The organism is Serratia sp. UGAL515B_01 (assembly GCF_033095805.1).
GTDB lineage: Bacteria > Pseudomonadota > Gammaproteobacteria > Enterobacterales > Enterobacteriaceae > Chania.
The window spans coordinates 2360594-2381665 of the sequence record NZ_CP109901.1; the positions used below are offsets into that span (position 1 = coordinate 2360594).

Annotated in this window: 10 protein-coding genes, 4 tRNA genes and 1 pseudogene; 8 read left to right on the forward strand and 7 right to left on the reverse strand. The window is 51.7% G+C overall.

Annotated features, from left to right (window positions below; translation table 11 throughout):
- Positions 1 to 38 precede the first annotated feature (38 nt).
- The 4 genes from OK023_RS10635 to OK023_RS10650 all read left to right on the forward strand — a co-directional run bounded on the left by OK023_RS10635 (position 39) and on the right by OK023_RS10650 (position 411).
- A tRNA-Val gene (locus OK023_RS10635) sits at positions 39 to 114 on the forward strand.
- A gap of 22 nt (positions 115 to 136) precedes the next feature.
- A tRNA-Val gene (locus tag OK023_RS10640) sits at positions 137 to 212 on the forward strand.
- 40 nt (positions 213 to 252) lie between these two features.
- Positions 253 to 328: transfer RNA gene (locus tag OK023_RS10645), tRNA-Val, on the forward strand.
- A 7-nt stretch (positions 329 to 335) separates the two neighbouring features.
- Positions 336 to 411, forward strand: a tRNA-Lys gene (locus tag OK023_RS10650).
- Positions 412 to 639: 228 nt separating this feature from the next.
- Here OK023_RS10650 and OK023_RS10655 read toward each other — a convergent pair.
- From OK023_RS10655 to OK023_RS10675, 5 genes are all read right to left on the reverse strand, one after another.
- On the reverse strand, positions 640 to 6582 hold the full coding sequence (locus tag OK023_RS10655) for an Ig-like domain-containing protein (RefSeq protein ID WP_317692704.1): 5943 nt from the start codon (positions 6580 to 6582) through the stop codon (positions 640 to 642).
- A gap of 449 nt (positions 6583 to 7031) precedes the next feature.
- Positions 7032 to 7790, reverse strand: coding sequence for a 2,3-dihydro-2,3-dihydroxybenzoate dehydrogenase (dhbA, locus tag OK023_RS10660; protein ID WP_317692705.1), 759 nt, complete (start codon positions 7788 to 7790; stop codon positions 7032 to 7034).
- On the reverse strand, positions 7790 to 8644 hold the full coding sequence (locus OK023_RS10665; RefSeq protein ID WP_317692706.1) for an isochorismatase: 855 nt from the start codon (positions 8642 to 8644) through the stop codon (positions 7790 to 7792). The genes dhbA and OK023_RS10665 overlap by 1 nt, the downstream gene beginning before the upstream one ends.
- A gap of 7 nt (positions 8645 to 8651) precedes the next feature.
- Positions 8652 to 10280, reverse strand: a complete 1629-nt coding sequence (locus OK023_RS10670) for a (2,3-dihydroxybenzoyl)adenylate synthase (protein ID WP_317692707.1) — start codon at positions 10278 to 10280, stop codon at positions 8652 to 8654.
- A gap of 7 nt (positions 10281 to 10287) precedes the next feature.
- Positions 10288 to 11496, reverse strand: coding sequence for an isochorismate synthase (locus OK023_RS10675; RefSeq protein WP_317692708.1), 1209 nt, complete (start codon positions 11494 to 11496; stop codon positions 10288 to 10290).
- Between the two features lie 192 nt (positions 11497 to 11688).
- Here OK023_RS10675 and fepB point away from each other — a divergent pair.
- Positions 11689 to 12647: pseudogene (gene fepB, locus OK023_RS10680) on the forward strand (Fe2+-enterobactin ABC transporter substrate-binding protein).
- On the opposite strand, the gene entS reads toward fepB, so the two are convergent.
- Positions 12634 to 13902 carry an enterobactin transporter EntS gene (entS, locus tag OK023_RS10685; RefSeq protein ID WP_317692709.1) on the reverse strand — a complete coding sequence of 423 codons (1269 nt, stop codon included), beginning with the start codon at positions 13900 to 13902 and terminating at the stop codon, positions 12634 to 12636. The pseudogene fepB and the gene entS sit on opposite strands and share 14 nt — an antisense overlap.
- Positions 13903 to 14192: 290 nt before the next feature.
- Between entS and fepD the strand changes: the two genes are divergently transcribed.
- The 3 genes from fepD to OK023_RS10700 are packed head-to-tail and all read left to right on the forward strand — an operon-like array spanning position 14193 to position 17090.
- Entirely contained in the window at positions 14193 to 15266 is a 1074-nt protein-coding gene (fepD, locus tag OK023_RS10690; protein ID WP_317692710.1) for a Fe(3+)-siderophore ABC transporter permease, read from the forward strand.
- A gap of 1 nt (position 15267) precedes the next feature.
- Positions 15268 to 16293, forward strand: a complete 1026-nt coding sequence (fepG, locus tag OK023_RS10695) for an iron-enterobactin ABC transporter permease (RefSeq protein WP_317692711.1) — start codon at positions 15268 to 15270, stop codon at positions 16291 to 16293.
- Entirely contained in the window at positions 16290 to 17090 is an 801-nt protein-coding gene (locus OK023_RS10700) for an ATP-binding cassette domain-containing protein (protein ID WP_317692712.1), read from the forward strand. Before fepG ends, OK023_RS10700 begins: the two co-directional genes overlap by 4 nt.
- Positions 17091 to 17123: 33 nt before the next feature.
- Here the strand turns inward: OK023_RS10700 and OK023_RS10705 are convergent, their stop codons facing one another.
- Entirely contained in the window at positions 17124 to 21065 is a 3942-nt protein-coding gene (locus tag OK023_RS10705) for an enterobactin synthase subunit F (protein ID WP_317692713.1), read from the reverse strand.
- Between the last annotated feature and the right edge of the window lie 7 nt (positions 21066 to 21072).

Genomic DNA, 21072 nt, shown 5'->3' on the forward strand with positions numbered 1-21072 from the left:
ACTTTCAACTATCCCTATAATGCGACTCCAACAAGACGGGGCGATTAGCTCAGTTGGTAGAGCATCTCCTTTACACGGAGGGGGTCGGCGGTTCGAGCCCGTCATCGCCCACCATCTTGTTAAATGAGAGAAATGAGGGTGATTAGCTCAGTTGGTAGAGCACCTCCTTTACACGGAGGGGGTCGGCGGTTCGAGCCCGTCATCACCCACCACCCATTATCTTGTTTAGTAACAATCTGGAAGTCCTGAAGTGGGTGATTAGCTCAGTTGGTAGAGCATCTCCTTTACACGGAGGGGGTCGGCGGTTCGAGCCCGTCATCACCCACCACTTCTGCGGGTCGTTAGCTCAGTCGGTAGAGCAGTTGACTTTTAATCAATTGGTCGCAGGTTCGAATCCTGCACGACCCACCAATATAGAAAAAAGCGCCTTACGGCGCTTTTTCGTTTGAAGTTCTGCAACACAGAATTCTGCCGAGAACAAGACCAACTGCTCATCACAACCCTGCAATTTTGGAACTATGGGCAATTGCGGATATCACTCTGCTTTTGCCCATGCTCCATACTTCTATTAAAGTTACAAAAGCAAGGCCTGTCCGCGCGTTTCATTTAAGCCACCAAGCATTGATTTTTATCCCGTCTTTACTTGACGCATATATAACCAGATGTAGCATTGCCTACACTATGAACTGTGCCATCAGCGGGGTGGAAATCATAGCCCGTTTCCGCAGTCCAAACAGTGCTTGCAACTACCATTCCTGAATAGCTCCCTAAATTACCCCATTCGGCGAATAAAGATCCCGTACCACGGACCGAAACACCAGATGCCAACTCACTGCTAGTGGCCAATCTCCCGCCAGCACTTTGACACGCCGTAATGGCAGCAGCTTGACTCACTGCAGCATTACTGGAGGACACAACCCAGAGGCCTACATTAAACTTGTAGGTGAAAACTTTGCTGTTGTCCTGTTTCCACGTTGCCGTAATGGTCACTTCTCCGCTTGGGTTATCCGCAAAAGTCACTAATCCTGCGGAACTCACTGCCACATTAGCATCACTGCTTTCCCAGTCATAATTAGTGTTAGTCGCGGCAACCCCGTGTGGTGATAATTGGAAATTTGCATTCTTGAATGCGGTCGTAGGAAAGCCGCTACTGATACTCAATGCAGTAGTCGTATTTGTCGGCGTATTCAAGGCTGCTTTAGTAAAGTCTGGATAGAACGTCACTGTAGCATTTTGAACGCTTTTCACACTCGCTGTGTTGGTCATCGTGGCCGTTATTGTACTAACCGTGCCTACCGTGTTGGCGAGAGAGAGATCGGCGGTTATTTTACCTGCACTATCCGTTTTTGTTGCACTGGCGCTGATTGTCACACTATTGGTGGCGGCAAAAGTCACTGCCATGTTAGGGACAGGATTACCATACTTATCGGTAACAAGGACTTGTACTTTGTTTTTCCCAACTCCAGACACCTGACCATCCACTTCTACCGTAAAATTATCAGCCGTAAGCTCAGCTGTCGCCGTATCTGCAACAAAATTCGTCGCAATAGTTTGTCCATTCCCCCCCACCGTCGCGGTCACTTGACTGGTGCCTGCTTTGGTACTGATTAAAGTGATGGTAGCGATACCTTGATCGTTTGTCGTTGCACTACTGGCAATGGTAGCGCCATTGTCTGCGACAAAAGTGACGGTCTGATTTGGCACCAGATTGCCTTGTTTATCTGTGACAGTTACCTTCACGCTGTTAGTCGCAGAACCATTAGCGGCAGCCCCGTTAGTTACCACCACAAAAGCACCGCTGGCAATAGCGGCAGTAGCCGTATCAGCCACAAAGCTAACATCGACATTGGATGCTTTGCCGTTCACCGTTGCAGTGACCTGACTGGTGCCCGCTTTCAAGCTGGTTAGGGTAACGTTCACAACCCCTTGCGCATCTGTCGAAGCACTACTGGTAATGGTCGCAGTGTTATTTGCCTTAAAGGCCACAACCTGGTTTGGTACAGGGTTGCCTTGCTTATCAGTGACAGTCACTCGGACACTGTTGGTTGCCGTACCATTGGCAGCCCTACCATCATCCACAACCACAAAGGCACCTGCAGCAATAGCGGCCGTGGTGGTGTCAGCCACAAATTTGACATTGATATTGAACGACTGTCCATTCACCGTAGCGGTAACCTGGCTGGTACCCGCCTTTAGACTACTAAGGGGAACAGTCACCTTGCCCAGATCGTCTGTCGATGCATTTTCGGCAATAGTAGCACCGTTATCTGCCGCAAAGGTTATCGCCTGGTTGGGTACTAGGTTGCCCTGCGCATCGGTAACGGTGACACGGACACTGTTAGTTGCCGTACCGTTAGCCGCTGCCCCATCGTTGACCACCACGAAGGCACCCTCGGCAATCGTAGCGGTGGCGGTGTCGGCCACAAAGTTCACATTAATATTGAAAGGGTTACCGTTCACGGTTGCCGTGACCTTGCTGGTACCCGCTTTTGGACTGGTCAAGGTAACGGTGGCGATACCCTGGTCGTTGGTTGAAGCAGTACCGGTAATGGTGGCATCATTATCTGCCGCAAAGGTCACTGCCTGATTTGGTACAGGATTACCTTGTTTGTCGGTAACAGTCACTCTGACACTGTTAGTCGCTTTACCATTGGCTGCAGCCCCATCATCCACAACGATAAAGGCTCCAGCAGCAATGGTGGCTGTCGTCGTGTCAGCCACAAATTTGACGTCAATGTCGAACGGAACACCGTTCACCGTTGCAGTGACCTTGCTGGTACCGGCTTTTGGGCTGGTCAAGGTAACGGTGGCGATACCCTGGTCGTTGGTTGAAGCACTGCCAGTAATGGTAGCACCGTTATCTGCAGCAAAGGTTATGGTCTGGTTCGGCACCAGGTTACCTTGTGCATCAGTAACAGTGACACGAACACTGTTGGTAGCCGTGCCGTTGGCAGCAGCACCATCGTTGACCACCACAAAGGCACCGTCAGCAATCGTGGCAGTCGTCGTATCAGCCACAAATTCAACATCAATATTGAACGGCTGACCATTCACCGTTGCAGTGACCTGGCTGGTGCCCGCTTTTGGACTGGTCAGAGTAACGGTAACAATACCCTGATCGTTGGTCGAAGCACTGCTGGTAATGATGGCACCGTTATCTGCTGCAAAGGCCACCGTCTGATTCGGCACCGGGTTACCCTGTGCGTCGGTAACGGTAACACGGACACTGTTCGTGGCACTACCGTTGGCGGCAGCCCCGTCATTCACCACCACGAAGGCTCCTGCATCAATGGTAGCGGTCGTTGTATCAGCCACAAAATTGACGTCAATATTGAACGGTTTGCCGTTCACCGTTGCGGTAACCTGACTGACACCCGCTTTTGGACTGCTCAGGGTAGCGGTCACTACACCCATATCGTCAGTTGCAGCACTGCCGACAATCGCAGCACCATTAGTTGCAGCAAAGCTTACTGTTTGGTTTGGTACCGGATTACCCTGTGCATCGGTGACAGTCACTCGCACACTGTTAGTGGCAGTACCGTTGGCGGCGGCTCCGTCGTTGACCACCACAAAGGCACCGTCAGCAATCGTAGCGGTGGCGGTGTCGGCCACAAATTTCACATCGATATTAAACGACTGGCCGTTCACTGTTGCGGTGACCTGACTGGTACCGGCCTTCGGACTGGTCAGCGTGACGGTGACAATACCCTGATCGTTGGTAGACGCGCTGCCGGTTATCGTGGCACCGTTGTCTGCTGAGAAGGTTACCATATGGTTTGGTACCAGGTTACCCTGTGCATCGGTAACGGTTACCTGAACGCTGTTGGTCGCATTTCCGTTAGCCGCTGCTCCATCATCTACCACCACAAAAGCACCTTCTGCAATCGTTGCGGTAGCCGCGTCAGCGACAAATTTCACATTGATATTAAACGACTGGCCGTTAACGGTTGCAGTGACCTGGCTGGTACCCGATTTCGGATTAGTCAGCGTAACGGTGGCAACCCCCAGATCGTCGGTCAAGGCACTACCTGTTATGGTGGCTCCATTATCCGCAGCAAAGGTGACGGTCTGATTGGGTACTGGGTTGCCCTGCGCATCGGTAACGGTTACGCGGACACTGTTGGTGTCAGAGCCATTGGCGGCGGCTCCGTCGTTGACCACCACAAAGGCGCCTTCTGCAATGGTGGCAGTAGCGCTATCAGCTACAAAGTTAACATCGAGATTGAATGCGTTGCCGTTCACCGTGGCAGTGACTTGGCTGGTGCCCGCTTTTGGGCTAGTCAAGGTAACAGTAGCAACCCCCTGATCGTCGGTTGATACACTGTCGGTAATAATGGCACCGTTATCTGCTGCAAAAGTGACGGTCTGGTTCGGTACCACATTGCCCTGCGCATCAGTGACGGTCACCCGAACGCTGTTAGTCGCTGAAGCATTGGCAGCGGCACCATCACTCACCACCACAAAAGCCCCTTCAGCAATGGTGGCAGTGCTACTGTCGGCGACAAAGTTCATATCAATGCTGGAGGTGTTGCCACCTATACTGACACTGACATTCACTTTGCCTGCTTTATCACTGGTAACAGGTAATTTTGCCACACCATTTTCGTCGGTCCGTACGACGACCGTCGTTTTATTACCGTTAGCATCGGTGACAACAAAAGTGACATCGTAACCGGGTAATGGATTGCCATTAGCATCTTTGACCGGCAATTCGACGGTATTACTGGTCTTGCCATCCGCCACTGTGTTGCCATCATTATTAGCCTTAAGCCCGTTGGTGTCGATATTGGCAGTATCCATTATGGAAGTGAGCATAACTTTGCTACTGATGCTGCCCAAAACGGTGTTATCCACTTTTGCCGTAATGGTGATCATCCCAGGTTCACTACCGCTTGTTAGCGTAGCTTGGTAGGTTCCAGGCTTTTCTTTCAACTCGGTAATATTGCTGAGTGTATGTGGTTGTTTTCCCGGAATAATGGCTTTACTCTGCCGACTGGCGAGGGCAGCGACGGGCGCAGCTGCCGACGCCTGCTCGGTAACAAACTGGATGTGATCGGCAATTCCGCTGATAGGCTTTTGATTGGCATCATTCAACACCAATTCAATAGTGGTTGTAGAAAGCTTGTCGGCGACCATAGTACTTTTGCTTGATTGCAAAGTAGAATATTGCCCGTTGATCCCATACCCCGTCACTGTAACCATGGTCTGAGCAACTTGAGATTTATTACCCGCTTTATCGTAGACGACCAGGCTGACAGGATAACTGTTGTTCCCTCCGAAAGAGTAAGAAGGCAAGACTACCTGCCAATTATCACCACTACCGATAATTTTACCCTTGGCCGCGGTCAGCAGAGCATCATCCCATTCGTAACGATCTATGCCATTTTTACTGTAGATCTGAACCTGTAACGACAGTGCCTGACCAGCGCTACCCTGCAGGGTAGCGGGTAGCGATACCTTTAGCGGTGTCTGTTCCTGATATTGCAAGACGATTTCATTATTACGATCAACCAGATCATAACGGCTACCTGCCAGACTGCGTTTGGCTGCAACATTTGATGCGCTGATCTGTTTTGAGAATGGCGTGCCGAAAGCATAATTGAAGGAAAGATTAAAATGCGTATCTCCCACACCAGAATTACCCTGTTTACGATCCACGCCCATAGTGATCAAGGGGATTGGGGTATAGTTTACCCCCAGGGTGATAGCGGAAGGATCTTTTTGTAATTTGTCTTTGCCGAACAATCCCACATTATCGCCAAAGTATTTTTCGTACATCAGTTTGCCCCCTAACTGGGGCATACTGGGGAGATAGCCTTCAGCTCGTACATCAAACCCATTCGCGGCTTTCTCATCATAACCATCTAGATGGTGTGAATTCTTCCAGCCCCCTAAAGAGAGATAGCTGTTGGTGGAGAGACGCAGGTTATCGCGCATGTATTCAGCACCCAGCCCCCCTCGGGTATGTTGCCCGTCAATATCGCGGTCAAGGAAAACGTTATAGCCAAATGTCTGATGCTCAAAGAAATGGCGTTTCCCCACCCCCAGGTTGACGGTGAGATCATTATCGTCCTCATGTACACGCACCCCCATCTGACTAAAGAGCAGAGCACTAGGGGTATCTTCGAGGGCAAACAGTGCGTCGACCTGGCTACCGTTGAGGTTCATCTTATCATCAAGATTCAGTTGCACCTTGGATGAACCAAATTGATTCAGCCATTGTTCCACCTCTTGATTACCTTTACTGGTCACGATACCACGCGCCATCGATTCAGCCGACTGTGCTGCATCATTACTCGACAACACACCTGCCAAACGAGTAGCAGCCGTTGCGGTCTGCTGCTCGCCCTTTGATGCTGTAGATGCAGATACGCGTTTTCTATCGGAGGTTTCCGCCATAACAGCAGGGGTGAAAGCGATCCCCATAGGAAATAGCGCCTGCGTCAGGATATTCGCCCAAGCCAAGGAAACCGACAGTTTTGACTTTCTGAATTGTGCTTTTTTAGCCTTGAAGTGAGCTTTCTTTTCGTTGAACAACGCTTTTTTCTTAGCGTTAAATGCTGATATGCGGCGTTTTTTCATCTTGCTTATCCTATCGCTTAAGGTAAACAGGCACCGTCATTCATATCCATTGTAGAACAGCGTAATTTGCAGTCAAAATCTTCCTTCAAATCGGACTTACTGAAAAAACAATAGCAATAAGTGCTAGTTTTCAGTGTAGTCGAACACACGTAACCTCGAATTCATTTAGAGCAGAATTTTACATTTTTGCATTGTTACTAGTTGTAAATAGAGTTATGACAGGCTTGAAGGACTTCTGGTCGTCCTAAGCGGTAAGCACCCTACGGTAACGCTGTACCCAAGTGCGATGTGAAGCAGCAGATTGAATCGATTAAAGGTGGCAGGACAAGGGAGGTATATCCCCCCTTTTATTGCACCTAACACGATAGGGTGTTTATCAAAGCCCACCTTAGACCTTGTCGAGCTTAAACCGCGGGATAGGTGAAACCGAGGGTAATCAATGGGCACGCCTAAGCTCCCAACGTCGCCCCACCGTCAATCACAATATCTTGCATGGTGATATGGCTGGCACGATCTGATGCCAAAAACAGGATTGCATCGGCAATCTCCTGCGGTTGCGCAATTTTACCTAACGGAATACCTAGCTTGAACTGCTCTGGGGATCCATTGATGGTCGCGCATTCACCGCTTTCATCCTGCCACATACCTCGCTGCATCGGCGTATTGGTTGAACCGGGAGACACCAAATTGCAACGCACGCCAAAGGGTGCCATCTCTAACCCCACCGTCTGACACAGGCTACGCAAAGCGGCTTTGGAAGCACAATATGCCGCCATACCAACGCGAGGGACATGGGCCGCATTAGATGCCACACTCACGATAGTGCCCCGCCGTTGATTGCGGAAGATCGGCAACGTATGGCGAAACATATTAAATGCGCCCCCCGCGTTTACCGCCATGCAGGCCAGCCAATCTGCACTGCTGGTTTCATCGGTCAGCCCCATACGCAAAATACCTGCCCCATTGACCAACACGTCTAACCGTTGTTGCTCAGCCAACAACCGCTGGCAGACGCTATCCACTTGCGTACCATTGGAAATATCCAGCACTACAGTATGAAATGGATAGTCAAGATCGCCAAAGCGTAAGTCGAAACCGACCACTTCAGCACCGTTCTTCACAAATGCCAAAGCGGTTTGATAACCGATCCCCGCACCAGCGCCGGTCACCCAAACACGCTTACCGGTAAAATCATCCATAGTTGCCATCAGGATTTACCCTCGGAAAGCAGTGCCCACCAGTTGTCGATCGTGGGTGATTTTGCCAACATAATAAAGTCAATATCTTCACGCACTTTGCGCCATCGGGTTGCCAGTTCCATCATTCGCACCGAGTCCAGACCGTAATCGATCAGGTTTTCGTCGTTACCAATATCCTCGCTACCTTCATCAAGTAACGGAATAATCTGTTGGCGTAGAGCCTCAATACTGGCAATACCCGGTAGCAGATCGGCAGTCATCAACACACGGCCACAACGCCCTGCGGTATAGCGTAACGCCATAAGATGTTCATCCAGAGAGAAGTCCGCTAGAGCATCAGCCACCATAAAGGGTTTGATATTGCGCATGAATGCGTCGATAGCCGTGGTCATGCAGCCAATGTGAGCATATACACCACAGATAATCAGTTGGTTACGGCCGCTTTCCTGCAAAATTTCCTGCAACGGTGAGCGATGGAAGGCACTATAACGCCATTTTACCAATACCATATCCTCCGCATCTGGCGTCAAAGCGCTGACGACAGCCTGCTGCTCTGGATGCTTATTCAATCCAGGTCCCCACATATCGTTTAACAGGGCACGATCTTCATCACTTTGTTGATTGGGTTGTGCGGTATAAAACACCGGGATCCCCTGCTGCTTGCAGTAACTGCGTAGAGCTGCGATGTTATCGACCACCTGCTTAACAAGCGTGCTGTCCGCTCCCCAGAAATTAAGGAAATACTGCTGCATATCGTGGATCAGTAGTGCCGCCCGTTGTGGTTCAAAAGCCCAACTTACTTTGTTGATGGGCAATTCCCCCTGCGTAGGCAGAGCATAATCATTAAGTTTAGGAATGGTCATAGCAAACTTATTCTCCCTGGGCCTGAGCCTGCAGTTGCGCTTCTAAACGTTCACGCAGCCGTTTTTTATCAACCTTACCGACCGGGGTTAACGGCAGCGATTCAACCTGAATAAAACGGTCGGGCAATTTAAATTCGGCAATTCCCTGTTCACGCAAATGACGACGAAAAACGACGGGTTTCACCACGCTGTGTGCCACCACAAAGGCACAGCTTTTTTCCCCCATCAACACGTCCGGCATTGAAACTAGCGCAACGTTGATCACCTGTGGATGGCGCAACAAAAGGTTCTCCACTTCTTCAGCGGCGATCTTTTCCCCACCACGATTAATCTGGTCTTTTTGACGCCCTTCAACGCGAACATAGCCGTCTTCCGTCAGGCTGATCAGATCGCCCGAACAGTAGAAACCGTCCTCATCAAAAGCCTCGGCGTTATGAACAGGGCTTTGATAGTATCCGCGAAACGTATAGGGCCCACGAGTCATCAGACGGCCCGTTTCACCAATCGGCAGCGGGTTGCCTTGTTCATCGGCTACCCAGAGTTCATCATCCGGGCACATGGGTTTACCTTGGGTGGTAAGAATATGCGGGTCATCATCATCAAGCCGGGTGTAGTTGACCAACCCTTCGGCCATACCGAATACCTGTTGCAACTGGCAGCCAATTTCATTGCGGACTCGAGCAGCCAAGGTTTCCCCCAGTTTGGCACCGCCAATCTGTAATAACGTCAGGCTAGCTAATTGATGTTTACACTCCCATTCATCGAGTGCTTGTAACCATAGCGCCGCTGCAGGAGGAACCAATGCCGTTACCGTGATCTGATATTGTTCGATGAGTTTGAAGCACTGTGCGGCTGCCGGATCGGTGGCGAAGACCACCATGCCAGCCGCGTAGAACACCCCCAGAACACCCGGCGAACTCATTGGATAATTGTGGGCAACCGGTAAGGCGCACAGATAACGGGTAGTACTGTCGAAGCGGCAAATCTCTACGCTGCGACGAATGCTATAGTAATAGTCATTATGGGTACGCGGGATAAGCTTCGGGATGCCCGTGCTACCCCCGGAAAGCTGAAAAAAAGCCACCCTATCGGCAGCGGTGGGCGTTGGCTCAAAGGCACCGCTCTCTTCTTCCAGCCAGAGAGACAAAGCCTGTTCACCGTCTGCCTGGTTATGCAACCCCACCACGCGTAAAGAAGGATGTTGTTCTCTGAACACATTCAAGAACTGTTGTTGCGCAAAAAGCGTATGTTCACGATCTGCAATCAGTAACGCAGGCTTTATTTGGCTGGCATAAGCATTAAGTTCACTGCGCTGATGGCTGAACAAGGCATTGACAGGAACAACACCAATTTTCAGCAGAGCAAAAAACACCACGTAGAATTCAACGACATTGCCTAGTTGTACCAATGCCGTATCTCCAGGTAGTAATCCACGGCGCACCAAAGCAGCTGCCAGGCAATTGGAAAGTTGTTCCAGTTGGCGGTAACTCAAACTACGTTGCGGATCAATCAGTGCAACGTCGTCGTTTTCTGCCTGGCGGGACAAAATGTCGGTCAATGGCCGTTCGATCCAATAACCACGCTCACGATAGCGGCGAGCGAACTCTTCAGGCCAAGGGGTAAAAGCAATGTTCATGGGGATTTCATTGTCCTTGATTAAGACCAAAAGCACGCAGAATAGTGCTGAGTTTAGTGCCGGTTTCCAGCCATTCAGACTGCGGAGAAGAATCCTTGACGATGCCTGCACCAGCAAACAGACGTACCCGGTTGGCATTGACGATGCCACAGCGGATAGTCACCACCCATTCACCGTTGCCTTCGGTATCACACCATCCGACGATGCCGCCAAACAGGCCACGGTCAAAGGGTTCAAGTTGTCTGATAAGATCGCGAGCTACCAAGGTAGGTGTCCCGCACAATGCGGGTGTTGGATGCAACAGACAGGCCAGCGAGAGGGCATTTTCCGCTGGATCTGCCACCTCGCCGTCTATCGGCGTAGAGAGATGCCATAGCGTCGAGGTGCTCAGCAGTTCCGGGCTAGCCGGAATGTGCAAATGGCTGCAACGATTAGCCAATACCTGATGCATGCTCTCGGTCACAATCTGGTGTTCGTAACGATCTTTGTTTGAAGCCAACAGTCGTTCGCTAGCTTGGCGGTCACGTAGCGGGTCATTTTCGCGCCGAGCCGATCCTGCCAGCGGATTAGAATGGAACTGGTGACCAGATTTGCGCAACAGTAACTCTGGGCTGGCTCCTACCAGCGCACCCTGCTCCAGTGGTACATGGAAATGGAAGCTGTGTGGATTCTGAGCAATAATGCACGCCATCAATGCCTGGCGGTCTATCGGTTCACGGGTTTTTATATCCAGCAAGCGTGAAAGTACCACTTTATCCAGTTTCTCACCTGCGGTGGCTTGCACGGCATCAGTAACCATTTTGATAAACTGCGGCTGCTCTGGCAGCTCTACTCGCTGGACAATATCGGGGATCACACCGGCATCTGGGTCGATGCCCGCCATAAATGCTTCACGTTCAAACCATTGTGTCTTTTCAGGAATGAAGAGTGCAGAGGGTTGACGGGTATCAAAAGGAAGTGCGCCACATAAGATAGGCGTCTTGATACCGGCCAATCGTGCTTGCGCAAAAGCCTGCCAGATTGCCTGCTGAAATTGACCTTGCAGGTCATCACCGTCAACGGCTGGAAGAGTGATTTTGGCAAAACATCCCTGAGTATTCAGGCTATGAAAAGGAGACGTAAAAAAGAAACCGGAAGTTGGCATTAGCGTACCGGCTTGCTGGCTATCACTGTATTGCACATTCTTCTGTTCGGCACCCTTAACAGCAAGGTCCATCGGCACTTCCTCTCGATCATTAAACACAATTAATTATGGTAATGATTATCATTTATATTCAATATCGATAAATTAGCCCCCTCCATTTTCTATGTCAATAAAGATCAAGGCTTCTTTACGGGAATTTTTGCGTATAAACTCAGCAGCACCTTAAAGTAAATGATAATTATTAATGTAAAGAGGGGCGGAACGATGAAGAATACCCTACGACTTTGCCTAATGCTGCTGGGAATGCTAGGCCTGAGTCAGGCTCAAGCAGCCACTGAGGCATGGCCGCGCAGTATTGAAACCTCACACGGTGTGATCACCATTGCTCATCCTCCTGAGCGAATTGTTTCCACTAGCGTGACGGTCACCGGTACGCTGTTGGCCATTGATGCGCCGGTAATCGCCAGTGGGGCGACAACGCCAAATAACCGGTTGTCTGATAAGCAAGGTTTCTTTCTTCAGTGGGGAGATATAGCCGCAAAACGCGGAGTGCAACAGCTGTACATCGGTGAACCCAATGCAGAAGCTATTGCCAGTGTTGCACCGGACTTGATTGTGATGTCGGCAAACGGTGCCGACTCAGCGATCCGCCTTTACGATCAGTTATCAGCTATCGCCCCCGTCTTAGTGGTTAATTACGACGATAAAAGCTGGCAGGAGCTTGCCACAACACTGGGAATAGCGACTGGCCATGAAGCGCAGGCGGAAAAAATCGTCACCGAATTTAAACGGCGGGAAACCGCACTGAAGCAGCAGATAGCATTACCGCCTCAACCTGTATCAGCACTGGTATTCCGTAGCGATGGTAAAAGTGCCAACCTTTGGACAGCCAACTCATCGCAGGGACAATTCCTACAACAATTAGGCTTTACGCTGGCAACCTTGCCTGAGAAATTTAACGCCAGCACCAGCCAGGGAACACGCAGCGATATTGTCCAACTGGGGGCGAAAACCTCGCCGGAGGTCTGAATGGCGAAACCTTACTGTTGTTCGCCAATGATGAAAGTGATGTTCAACAATTGATGAGCAACAATTTCCTTGCTCATCTGCCTGCGGTACAAAACAAACGGGTTTATGCACTCGGTAACGATACTTTTCGCCTAGATTATTACAGCGCCAACAATCTGCTGACGCGTCTGGAAAAGTTATTTATTTCCCCGTAGATGCCGTGGCGGGTTGCAACTCCTCATTCTTCCCGCCCATACTCACCCTGCGCAAACCTCGCATGGCAAACGCCAGCGCTACGGCCAATATCGCGGCGCCAAAGCCAAAACTGCTTGAAGTCACTGCTGGCAACATAAATGCGCTCATTGCTCCCAACAGTAGTGCGCCAAGAGCATCCCCCACTACGTTTTGAGCGGTCCATAATCCATTGATGCGGCCTAGAAACGCATCCGGTGTCAGGTTTTGTATCAAGCCGTATTGCAGCAGGGAATTCAATGCACTGAGATAACCAAACACCACCAGACACAAGAGCGCCATACCGTACCACGGCATCAGGCCAAACAGCCCCACGGCAACGAAAGCTGCAATCGCCGTCAACAGCATGATCCACCCCGGCCGCGCCACCCGTGCCACCCGTCCGCTGGTGAATGCCCCTATCGCTGCGCCTAGTGGCACCGCCGCATACATAATCCCCAAGCTACTGGTGTTAACCTGCCATACGCTCGATATTGCCGGATACAACACGCGCACCGCACTCGCCATCGTCATCAGCGCACCAATCAGCGCCACCATGCCGATCACTCTGTTCTGAAAAAGAAAAGTGAAACCTCCAATCAACGCACGTAACGGGTGCTCCCGAGGCTGTGGCGGTGGAGGTAACTGCGGTAACTGTAATAGCGGGATCAATGTTAACAACGTCCCCAAAGCGGCCAACCCGTAGTTCCAACTCACTCCGGCGCTAGCGATCACCACACCGCCAAGCGCTGGCGACAGGATCGAGCCAAAGCGCACCGTGAGCATACTGATCGCCCCAGCCTGAACGACATTTTCGCGGCCAACGATAGCCGGTGTCGCCGCCAGTAATGCGGTCACCCCCACTGCGCCAAAAAAACCGTCCCATACTGCCAGTAGGTAAATGGCAGTCAGTGACGGTGCAGGCAAGACAGCATTCAGGCAAAGGCCAACAAACCCGAGACCGCAGGTAGAACGGGCAAACAAAATCAGGCGACGGCGCTCGTAGCGATCTGCCAACACGCCGCCCATTAACAACCCGGCAAACATACCGCTACCAGCCAAAGTTACCGCAAGACCGATCAATAGGGTTGAACCGGTTAGCGCCTGAATTTGTATCGGAATGGCTATCGCCATCAGCCCTAATGCGATAATGGAGATAAAGCGCGCGCAAAAGACGGCGCGAAAAGCGGGATTGGTCTTCAGCAAACCAACATCGAGCAAAATAGAGGGTTTATTCATCTTATTACCACCACGACTTAACTCCTGGACTCTAATAATTCGAGTTGCATAACAGCTTTCGAATAGTACTAGTGCTAACCCCTAGGGGGAAAAGCCCCTAAACGCCCCCTTTCATGGATACAGCAAGCACCTATGCAACCTGAAGGATAACGATCGAATAACTATAATAAACAACAAATTAAACTCATCAACAACAGCGCTGGCGCTGCTGTTTTTGCCATGTTACCATAGACGAATACAATCAATAATGATAATAAATATCATTTATATTCATTTAATAGCGGATTGTCATGTTCAGACTTATACGTAATGGCTCGCCGTCATTACTCTCCACAAAGGGTTCATTGTTATCGGGTTTATCCCCCTCATTCTGGTCGCGTCTGTTCGCTCTTCTGTGTGCTATTGTCGTGCTGTTGTTCGTGGTGATACTTAGCCTTTCTCTCGGGGCCAAATCCATTCCTTTTGCTCACATAGTCGAAGCACTGAGCGGCCAATGTACCAGTGCAGACTGCATCATCATTATCGATGCCCGATTACCGCGAACGCTGATCGGGATACTGGCAGGTATCGCACTGGGTCTGGCTGGCACGCTGATGCAAACTCTCACACGTAACCCGTTGGCCGATCCCGGTATTCTTGGGGTTAACTTCGGTGCCAGCTTCGCCGTGGTATTGGGGATCACTTTTTTTGGTGCCACCAACATCAGTCATTATTTGTGGTTCGCGTTTACCGGTGCGCTGTTTGCTTCACTGGTCGTGGCACTGGTTGGTGCTCTGGGAGGTAGCCGCATCAGCCCCGTCCGTCTAACACTGGCAGGGGTTGCGCTTGCCGCCGTGCTGGAAGGAATGACATCCGGCATTTCCTTGCTCAATCCGTTGGTATTCGATCAGTTGCGTTTCTGGCAAGCCGGTTCGCTCGATATTCAAAACATGGCTATCGTGCGCACCGTGGCGCTGCCAATCCTGTTAGGCACGCTGATTACCCTGTGGCTTAGCAAAGCACTCAACAGCCTGAATATGGGGAATGAGCTAGCAGCAGCATTAGGAACCGGGATTATTCGCACCCAGTTACTGGGTTTATTAGCGATCACCTTACTGTGTGGTTCTGCCACCGCCGCAGTGGGGCCAATCGCTTTTGTCGGGTTGATGATGCCTCATATCGCTCGGTGGTTGGCGGGGTCAGAACTGAAATGGATACTTCCCTGGACCCTGGTCTTAACCCCGATCCTGCTGTTAAGCGCCGATTTGATTGGCCGTTTTCTGGTTTCAGGTGAACTACAGGTTTCTATCGTGCTTTCACTCATTGGCGCACCGATGTTAATTATGCTGGTACGTCAGCGCCGCATGTTCCAGCGGAGGGGATGAAATGAGCCAACTGGTTTCCCGACTGCCTCGAGTCAAAGCACCTTTTCGACTGACACGTCCATTGATTACTGCACTGATGTTGTTGCTCGCCTGCCTGGCATTAGCCGTGTACGCCCTTGGCTCGGGTACATTGCAGTTGAGCATTGCGCAAGTTATCGATGCAGTGCGCGGTGAAGGTCCGGCTAATCTGTCGGTGATTGTTACCCAGTGGCGTTTGCCACGGGTCACCATGGCTATGCTTTTGGGAGCGGCATTAGGCCTCAGTGGTGCTATTTTTCAGTCCCTGCTGCGTAACCCCCTCGGCAGCCCAGACGTTATCGGTTTTAATACCGGCGCCTATTGCGGTGTCCTGACCGCTATCGTGCTCTTCAATAGCAGCATTGTCGGCATCACTTCTGGCGCATTGGCTGGTGGCATGCTGACCGCCGGATTGGTCTATTTACTGGCCTGGAACAACGGCATAGAAACCTTTCGGCTGATTATTGTCGGTATCGCAGTGCGCGCCCTGCTGGTAGCCGTGAATACCTGGATGATTGTCAAAGCTTCGCTGGAGTCTGCCATGTCCGCTGGTTTATGGAGTGCAGGCTCCCTCAACGGTACTACCTGGGCCAAAAGCTTACCAGTACTGGCGGTGATATTGCTGGCAGTACTGCTGTTGCTGTCCCTGACTCGCCGCATGCATATGCTGGAAATGGGCGATGACACTGCCCGCGCTCTGGGTGTTAACGTTGAACGCTCGCGCCTGCTGCTGTTAATGATCGGGGTAGTGCTCACCGCTGCGGCCACCGCCGTAGCTGGCCCAATCTCCTTTATTGCCCTGGTTGCTCCGCAGATTGCCCGCCGCTTATGTGCAAACAAAAACGTCCTTCTGTTGACTGGATTAACCGGTGCCTTATTACTGCTGGCTGCGGATGTCGCAGCACAACGTATATTTTCCCCCTACCAACTGCAAGTCGGTGTATTGACCGTCAGCCTAGGCGGCATCTATCTGATTTGGTTGTTAATTCGTGAGTCACGAAAAAAATGAATACTGGATCATTGTTAACTGCACCACTGCGTGCCGAGAACCTGACACTGGGTTATGACAAAAAAATCATCGCACAAGATCTTTCCGTTTCCATCCCTGAAGGTGAACTAACGGTGATTATTGGGCCAAACGGCTGTGGTAAATCAACACTGTTGCGTACCCTTAGCCGATTAATGCAGCCACAAGCAGGTTCTGTGTGGTTAAACGGTAGACAAATTCGTGAATACCCAACCAAAGAAATAGCACGTCAATTAGGGCTGCTACCGCAAAGTTCAATCGCCCCAGGGGATATTACCGTATTCGATCTGGTTGCCCGTGGTCGTTATCCCCATCAACGCCTGTTTAGCCGTTGGCGGGAAGAAGATCAGCAAGCGGTTGAACAGGCTATGAGCTCAACCGGTGTGGCCCAGTTCGCAGAATACCCTGTAGATACCCTATCCGGTGGGCAACGGCAGCGGGTATGGATCGCCATGGTTCTGGCTCAGCAAACGCCTCTTCTGCTGCTAGACGAACCTACGACCTGGTTGGATATCACCCATCAAATCGATCTACTGGAACTACTACGCCAGTTGAATCGAATGAGCCGTTATACCTTGGTCGTGGTATTGCACGATCTCAACCACGCCTGCCGCTATGCCACACATCTGATCGCCATGCGTGAAGGAAAAGTCATTGCAGAGGGCGCACCGAAAAGTATCGTAACGCCACAACTCATCGAGGAAGTCTACGGGCTCAAATGCGTGATTATTGATGATCCGGTCTCTCACACCCCGTTGGTGGTACCGTTAGGTAAGTAGCCAGCAGCGCCTATATAGAGCTGCTGACGAGCATCAAAGTACCCTCAGTACCCGGTTCAACAGCGGGCCGAGCACTTTGAACGATGCCGGTGAAACGATATCCACATGTGCGCAATCCAGCTCATGCACCTGTAGTCCATCGACGTATCTCGCCCAGGTTTTTTGTACATCCATCCCTTGCTGCAACGTGCGTTTGGCCACGAACAACGTCGCCTTACCGTTAAAACGCGCGGTGTGGGTATGGGCTAACAGCCTGACCGAATCCGCATAATTAGCTTCTATATTATCGAACATCGCCACCCGTGTTTCTCCCAACGCCGGATCGAGCGTATCTTCCGATACCGCCAGGAATTGCTCACGTTCGCGTTGTACTTCTTTCAACACATTGTCGTCCAACATCACGTCCCAATTCTGGGTTTCTGGCGGATAGGTATCCAGCAAGCCGAGGAAAGCGACCTCCTCACCACGTGCCTGCAAACGAGCCGCGATGCCCTGCGCCAGCGTTCCTCCCAGCGAGTAACCAATGAAATGATATGGGCCGTGTGGTTGCACCTGCAAGACCGTGGCCAGATGCGCCTCACAGACCTGATCCATCTCTTCGCTCACGGCTAAAGGCCCGTGAGGCCGTGGGGACTGAATGCCTACAAGCGACCAATGTTGATCGATATAACGCGTTAGGACGCTGAACTGCCAGGAAAACCCAGAAGCGGGATGCAAGCAAAACAGCGTCGGGCCATCGGTAACACGCAGGGGCAATATACTGTCGAAACCACATTGGTCAGCCTCCTCCTGCGAGCGCTCCTCCGCCAGTAGCCGCGCCAATTGTTCCACTTTTGACGCAACCATCACCTGCCCTACCGACACCGCCTTACCCAGATCCCGACGCAATTCCGCCGCCAGTCGCATAGCCAATAATGAATGACCGCCCAAGGCAAAGAAATCGTCGTCGGCAAACACCTGCTCACGTTGCAACAAGCGGGCGAATACCGCTGCAATCGCACTTTCCAGCCCTGGCTCTGCCATTCGCCCAGCTTTCCTGACACGGGTTAGTGGTTGCGGTAGGGCGTTACGTGCCAACTTACCGTTAGCACTTAATGGCAAAGCCGCCATTTCCACCAACGCAACCGGTACCATATGCGGTGGCAGACGCTCTGCCAATGCTGTACGCAGTGCTTCGCTATCCAACCGAACGCCGGGCTGCGCCACCAGGTAGCCCACCAGTTGGCGCGCATCACTACCCAGGGTATCGGCAACCGTGCCTTCAATTACCAATGCATGGGCAACCGCCTGGTAGACCCCCGGTAGTGATAATAAGGCGTGGTCGATCTCACTTAATTCAATACGCTGGCCACGAATTTTCAGCTGATCGTCACTACGGCCAAGATATTCCACCGTACCATCGGGTAACCAACGAGCGACATCGCCGGTGCGATACATCCGGCCACCATTGCCGGCAATATCGGCCACAAAACGGCTGGCGGTCAGATCCGGCCTGGCCAAGTAACCATGGGCCAGTTGAACCCCGGTAAGATAGAGATCCCCCGCCACACCGGGTGGCACAGGCTGCAAGCGGTTATCCAGAATACGTAAACCGGTATTCCACACTGGCTGGCCGATTGGCACATTCGCCCCGGTAACGGCCGCCAGTGATCCCCCGGAGGCCGAATGCCAAGTTACATCGACAGCCGCCTCGGTTGGGCCATACAGATTATGCAAGGGTATACGCGTGCGGCTCTGCCACTGTCGACACAGCTCAGCGGGCAATGCTTCACCACTGCAGAACACGCGCCGCAGCGGCTGACAATCAGCCGTCGCCTGTTCACTGTCTAACGCACTAACGAAAGCTGCCAACATAGACGGTACAAAGTGCAAGTTAGTCACCTTGTGATGAGCTATCAGCGCGAGCAACTGCTGAGGGTCGCGGTGAGCCTCTGGGGGGGCCATCACTAATTGTGCACCCACCATTAACGGCCAGAAGAACTCCCAAACCGAAACGTCGAAACTGCATGGTGTTTTTTGTAGCACAACATCGTCTGCCGCTAGCGGATACTGATGCTGCATCCACAACAAACGGTTGACGATGGCCTGATGCCCGACCAGCACGCCTTTTGGCCGGCCGGTTGAACCGGACGTAAAAATGACATAGGCAGGATGATGCGGCGTAGGGCCTTGAATATTTGCAGAGGTCACTGGTTGCAAGGGGGCATCGTATACCAGCACGTCCCCAAAGTCGGTAAAGCGTGATCGTCGAAGTGCCTCAGTCACGATCAGACGCGGTTTGGCATCCTCCAGCATCATGCCAAGGCGCTCATCAGGGTAGCCGGTATCCAGTGGTAGATAGGCCGCCCCTGCTTCGACAATCGCCATCAGTGCCAACGACAAGAAAACCGAGCGCGGCAGCGCAACGGCAACGATATCCCCCGGCTGCACGCCGTATTCCAGCAGACGCTGAGCCAGAGCAACAACCTGCTCACGGGTTTCACGGTAGTTGAATTGATAATGTTTATCCGCCAGCGCCGGGGCAGCCGGTGTTTTATGCGCCTGTTTCGCCAGTCGGCTACTGAGCGTCTGTGCCGCCACGGGGTACGCGGTATCATTCACTCGCTCCAGCAAGGCGTGATCTTTCGCGGTCAGCAAATTTGCCTCACCGACCGGCAACTGAGGTTGTGCGGCGAACTGTCGCAGCAACAGCGGTAGACGCTGCAAGTGTTCTTGCAATTCCTGCCGCTGATAACGCTCGACATTAGCCAGTAATTCAATTTTCAGTTCGCCGGACTGATCGATAAACAACGCAATTTCAAGATCGCGTACCGGGCCGGAGGCCAGATCGTGGGTAATACCATTGATGCCAGCAAAGTCGAGTTGATAATCGAACATTTTGAAGTTGAATACGGTGCCATAAAGCGGCTGGTTATCACCCACACGCCCCAGATCGCGCTGTATCTGTTCGGCATCGTAACGCTGATGACGACGGGCAATCTTCAGTTCGCGGCTGATTTGTTCAGCAATATCAACCAGCGTTGCCAATGGCAACACATGTATTTCTACAGGTAACACATTGATCACTGGCCCATTGGCACAGAGTGCCGCTGAACCCATACGACGCATAAATATAAACCCGGCACTGAAACTGGCATGGCCACTCAGGCGTGAAACCCATACGGCAACCAGCGCCATTGCCATATCTGCAGCACTCAACTGTTGCTGCTGACCAGCATTGACCAGCAGTGCAAAATCCTGAGCGCGACAAAACTGCGCCAACCGGTGAATACGCGCAGAGGGGACCTGGCCGGCCAGTGGTTGTGGGCAAAGGGAGGCAGCGGTAGGCAGTTGCTGTGCCTTATTCAACCAGAAATCGGCATCCCGCTGATAGCCCGAAGAGTATTGATACTGTTGATATTCAGCAACCACATCACTGAACGGCGTGAACGGTGTGGGCTCAGGCTGCTGGTGCTTAGTCAAACGGGTGTAGATATGGGCGATGCGACGGGCAATCGCGGTAAAGCTGAAGCCATCGACGACCAGATGATGATAGCGCTGATACCAGAACCAACGATCGTCAGCCAAGCGCATCAATATATGACGGTACAATGGTTTACCGCTGTTTACTCGCAACTCGGCATCGAGGTCGATCTGCATCAACGCATTGGCCGCCGCCTCCGCATCAGCATAACCCTGCAAATCAATCGATTCCGGTGGCATTATCGGCATTTTGACGTCGTACCATTGCATCGGTACACCATCACGCTCTTCAAAATGCAACCGTAGCGTATCGACCTCTGCCAGTCCCAGCGTAATCGCCCGCAGCATGATCTCTTGGTCAATCTTGCCATTGAATTCAATAAAGTGAGCCACAGCATAGGCATTGCCATAAGGTGAGATTTGATCGGCTACCCAAATGCCGGGTTGTGCTGCCACCAGCGGCAGCTCAATAATCGCCTGCTGCTCGGTGGGTAAAATAGAAGTTTTTGACACAGTATTC

Excerpts from the sequence above, each read along its gene's own strand:
- OK023_RS10700 (WP_317692712.1), top strand. The coding sequence starts at position 16,290 with ATGAATACTGGATCATTGTTAACTGCACCACTGCGTGCCGAGAACCTG.
- fepG (WP_317692711.1), top strand. The coding sequence starts at position 15,268 with ATGAGCCAACTGGTTTCCCGACTGCCTCGAGTCAAAGCACCTTTTCGA.
- fepD (WP_317692710.1), top strand. The coding sequence starts at position 14,193 with ATGTTCAGACTTATACGTAATGGCTCGCCGTCATTACTCTCCACAAAG.
- OK023_RS10675 (WP_317692708.1), bottom strand. The coding sequence starts at position 11,496 with ATGGACCTTGCTGTTAAGGGTGCCGAACAGAAGAATGTGCAATACAGT.
- OK023_RS10670 (WP_317692707.1), bottom strand. The coding sequence starts at position 10,280 with ATGAACATTGCTTTTACCCCTTGGCCTGAAGAGTTCGCTCGCCGCTAT.
- OK023_RS10655 (WP_317692704.1), bottom strand. The coding sequence starts at position 6,582 with ATGAAAAAACGCCGCATATCAGCATTTAACGCTAAGAAAAAAGCGTTG.
- dhbA (WP_317692705.1), bottom strand. The coding sequence starts at position 7,790 with ATGGCAACTATGGATGATTTTACCGGTAAGCGTGTTTGGGTGACCGGC.
- OK023_RS10665 (WP_317692706.1), bottom strand. The coding sequence starts at position 8,644 with ATGACCATTCCTAAACTTAATGATTATGCTCTGCCTACGCAGGGGGAA.
- entS (WP_317692709.1), bottom strand. The coding sequence starts at position 13,902 with ATGAATAAACCCTCTATTTTGCTCGATGTTGGTTTGCTGAAGACCAAT.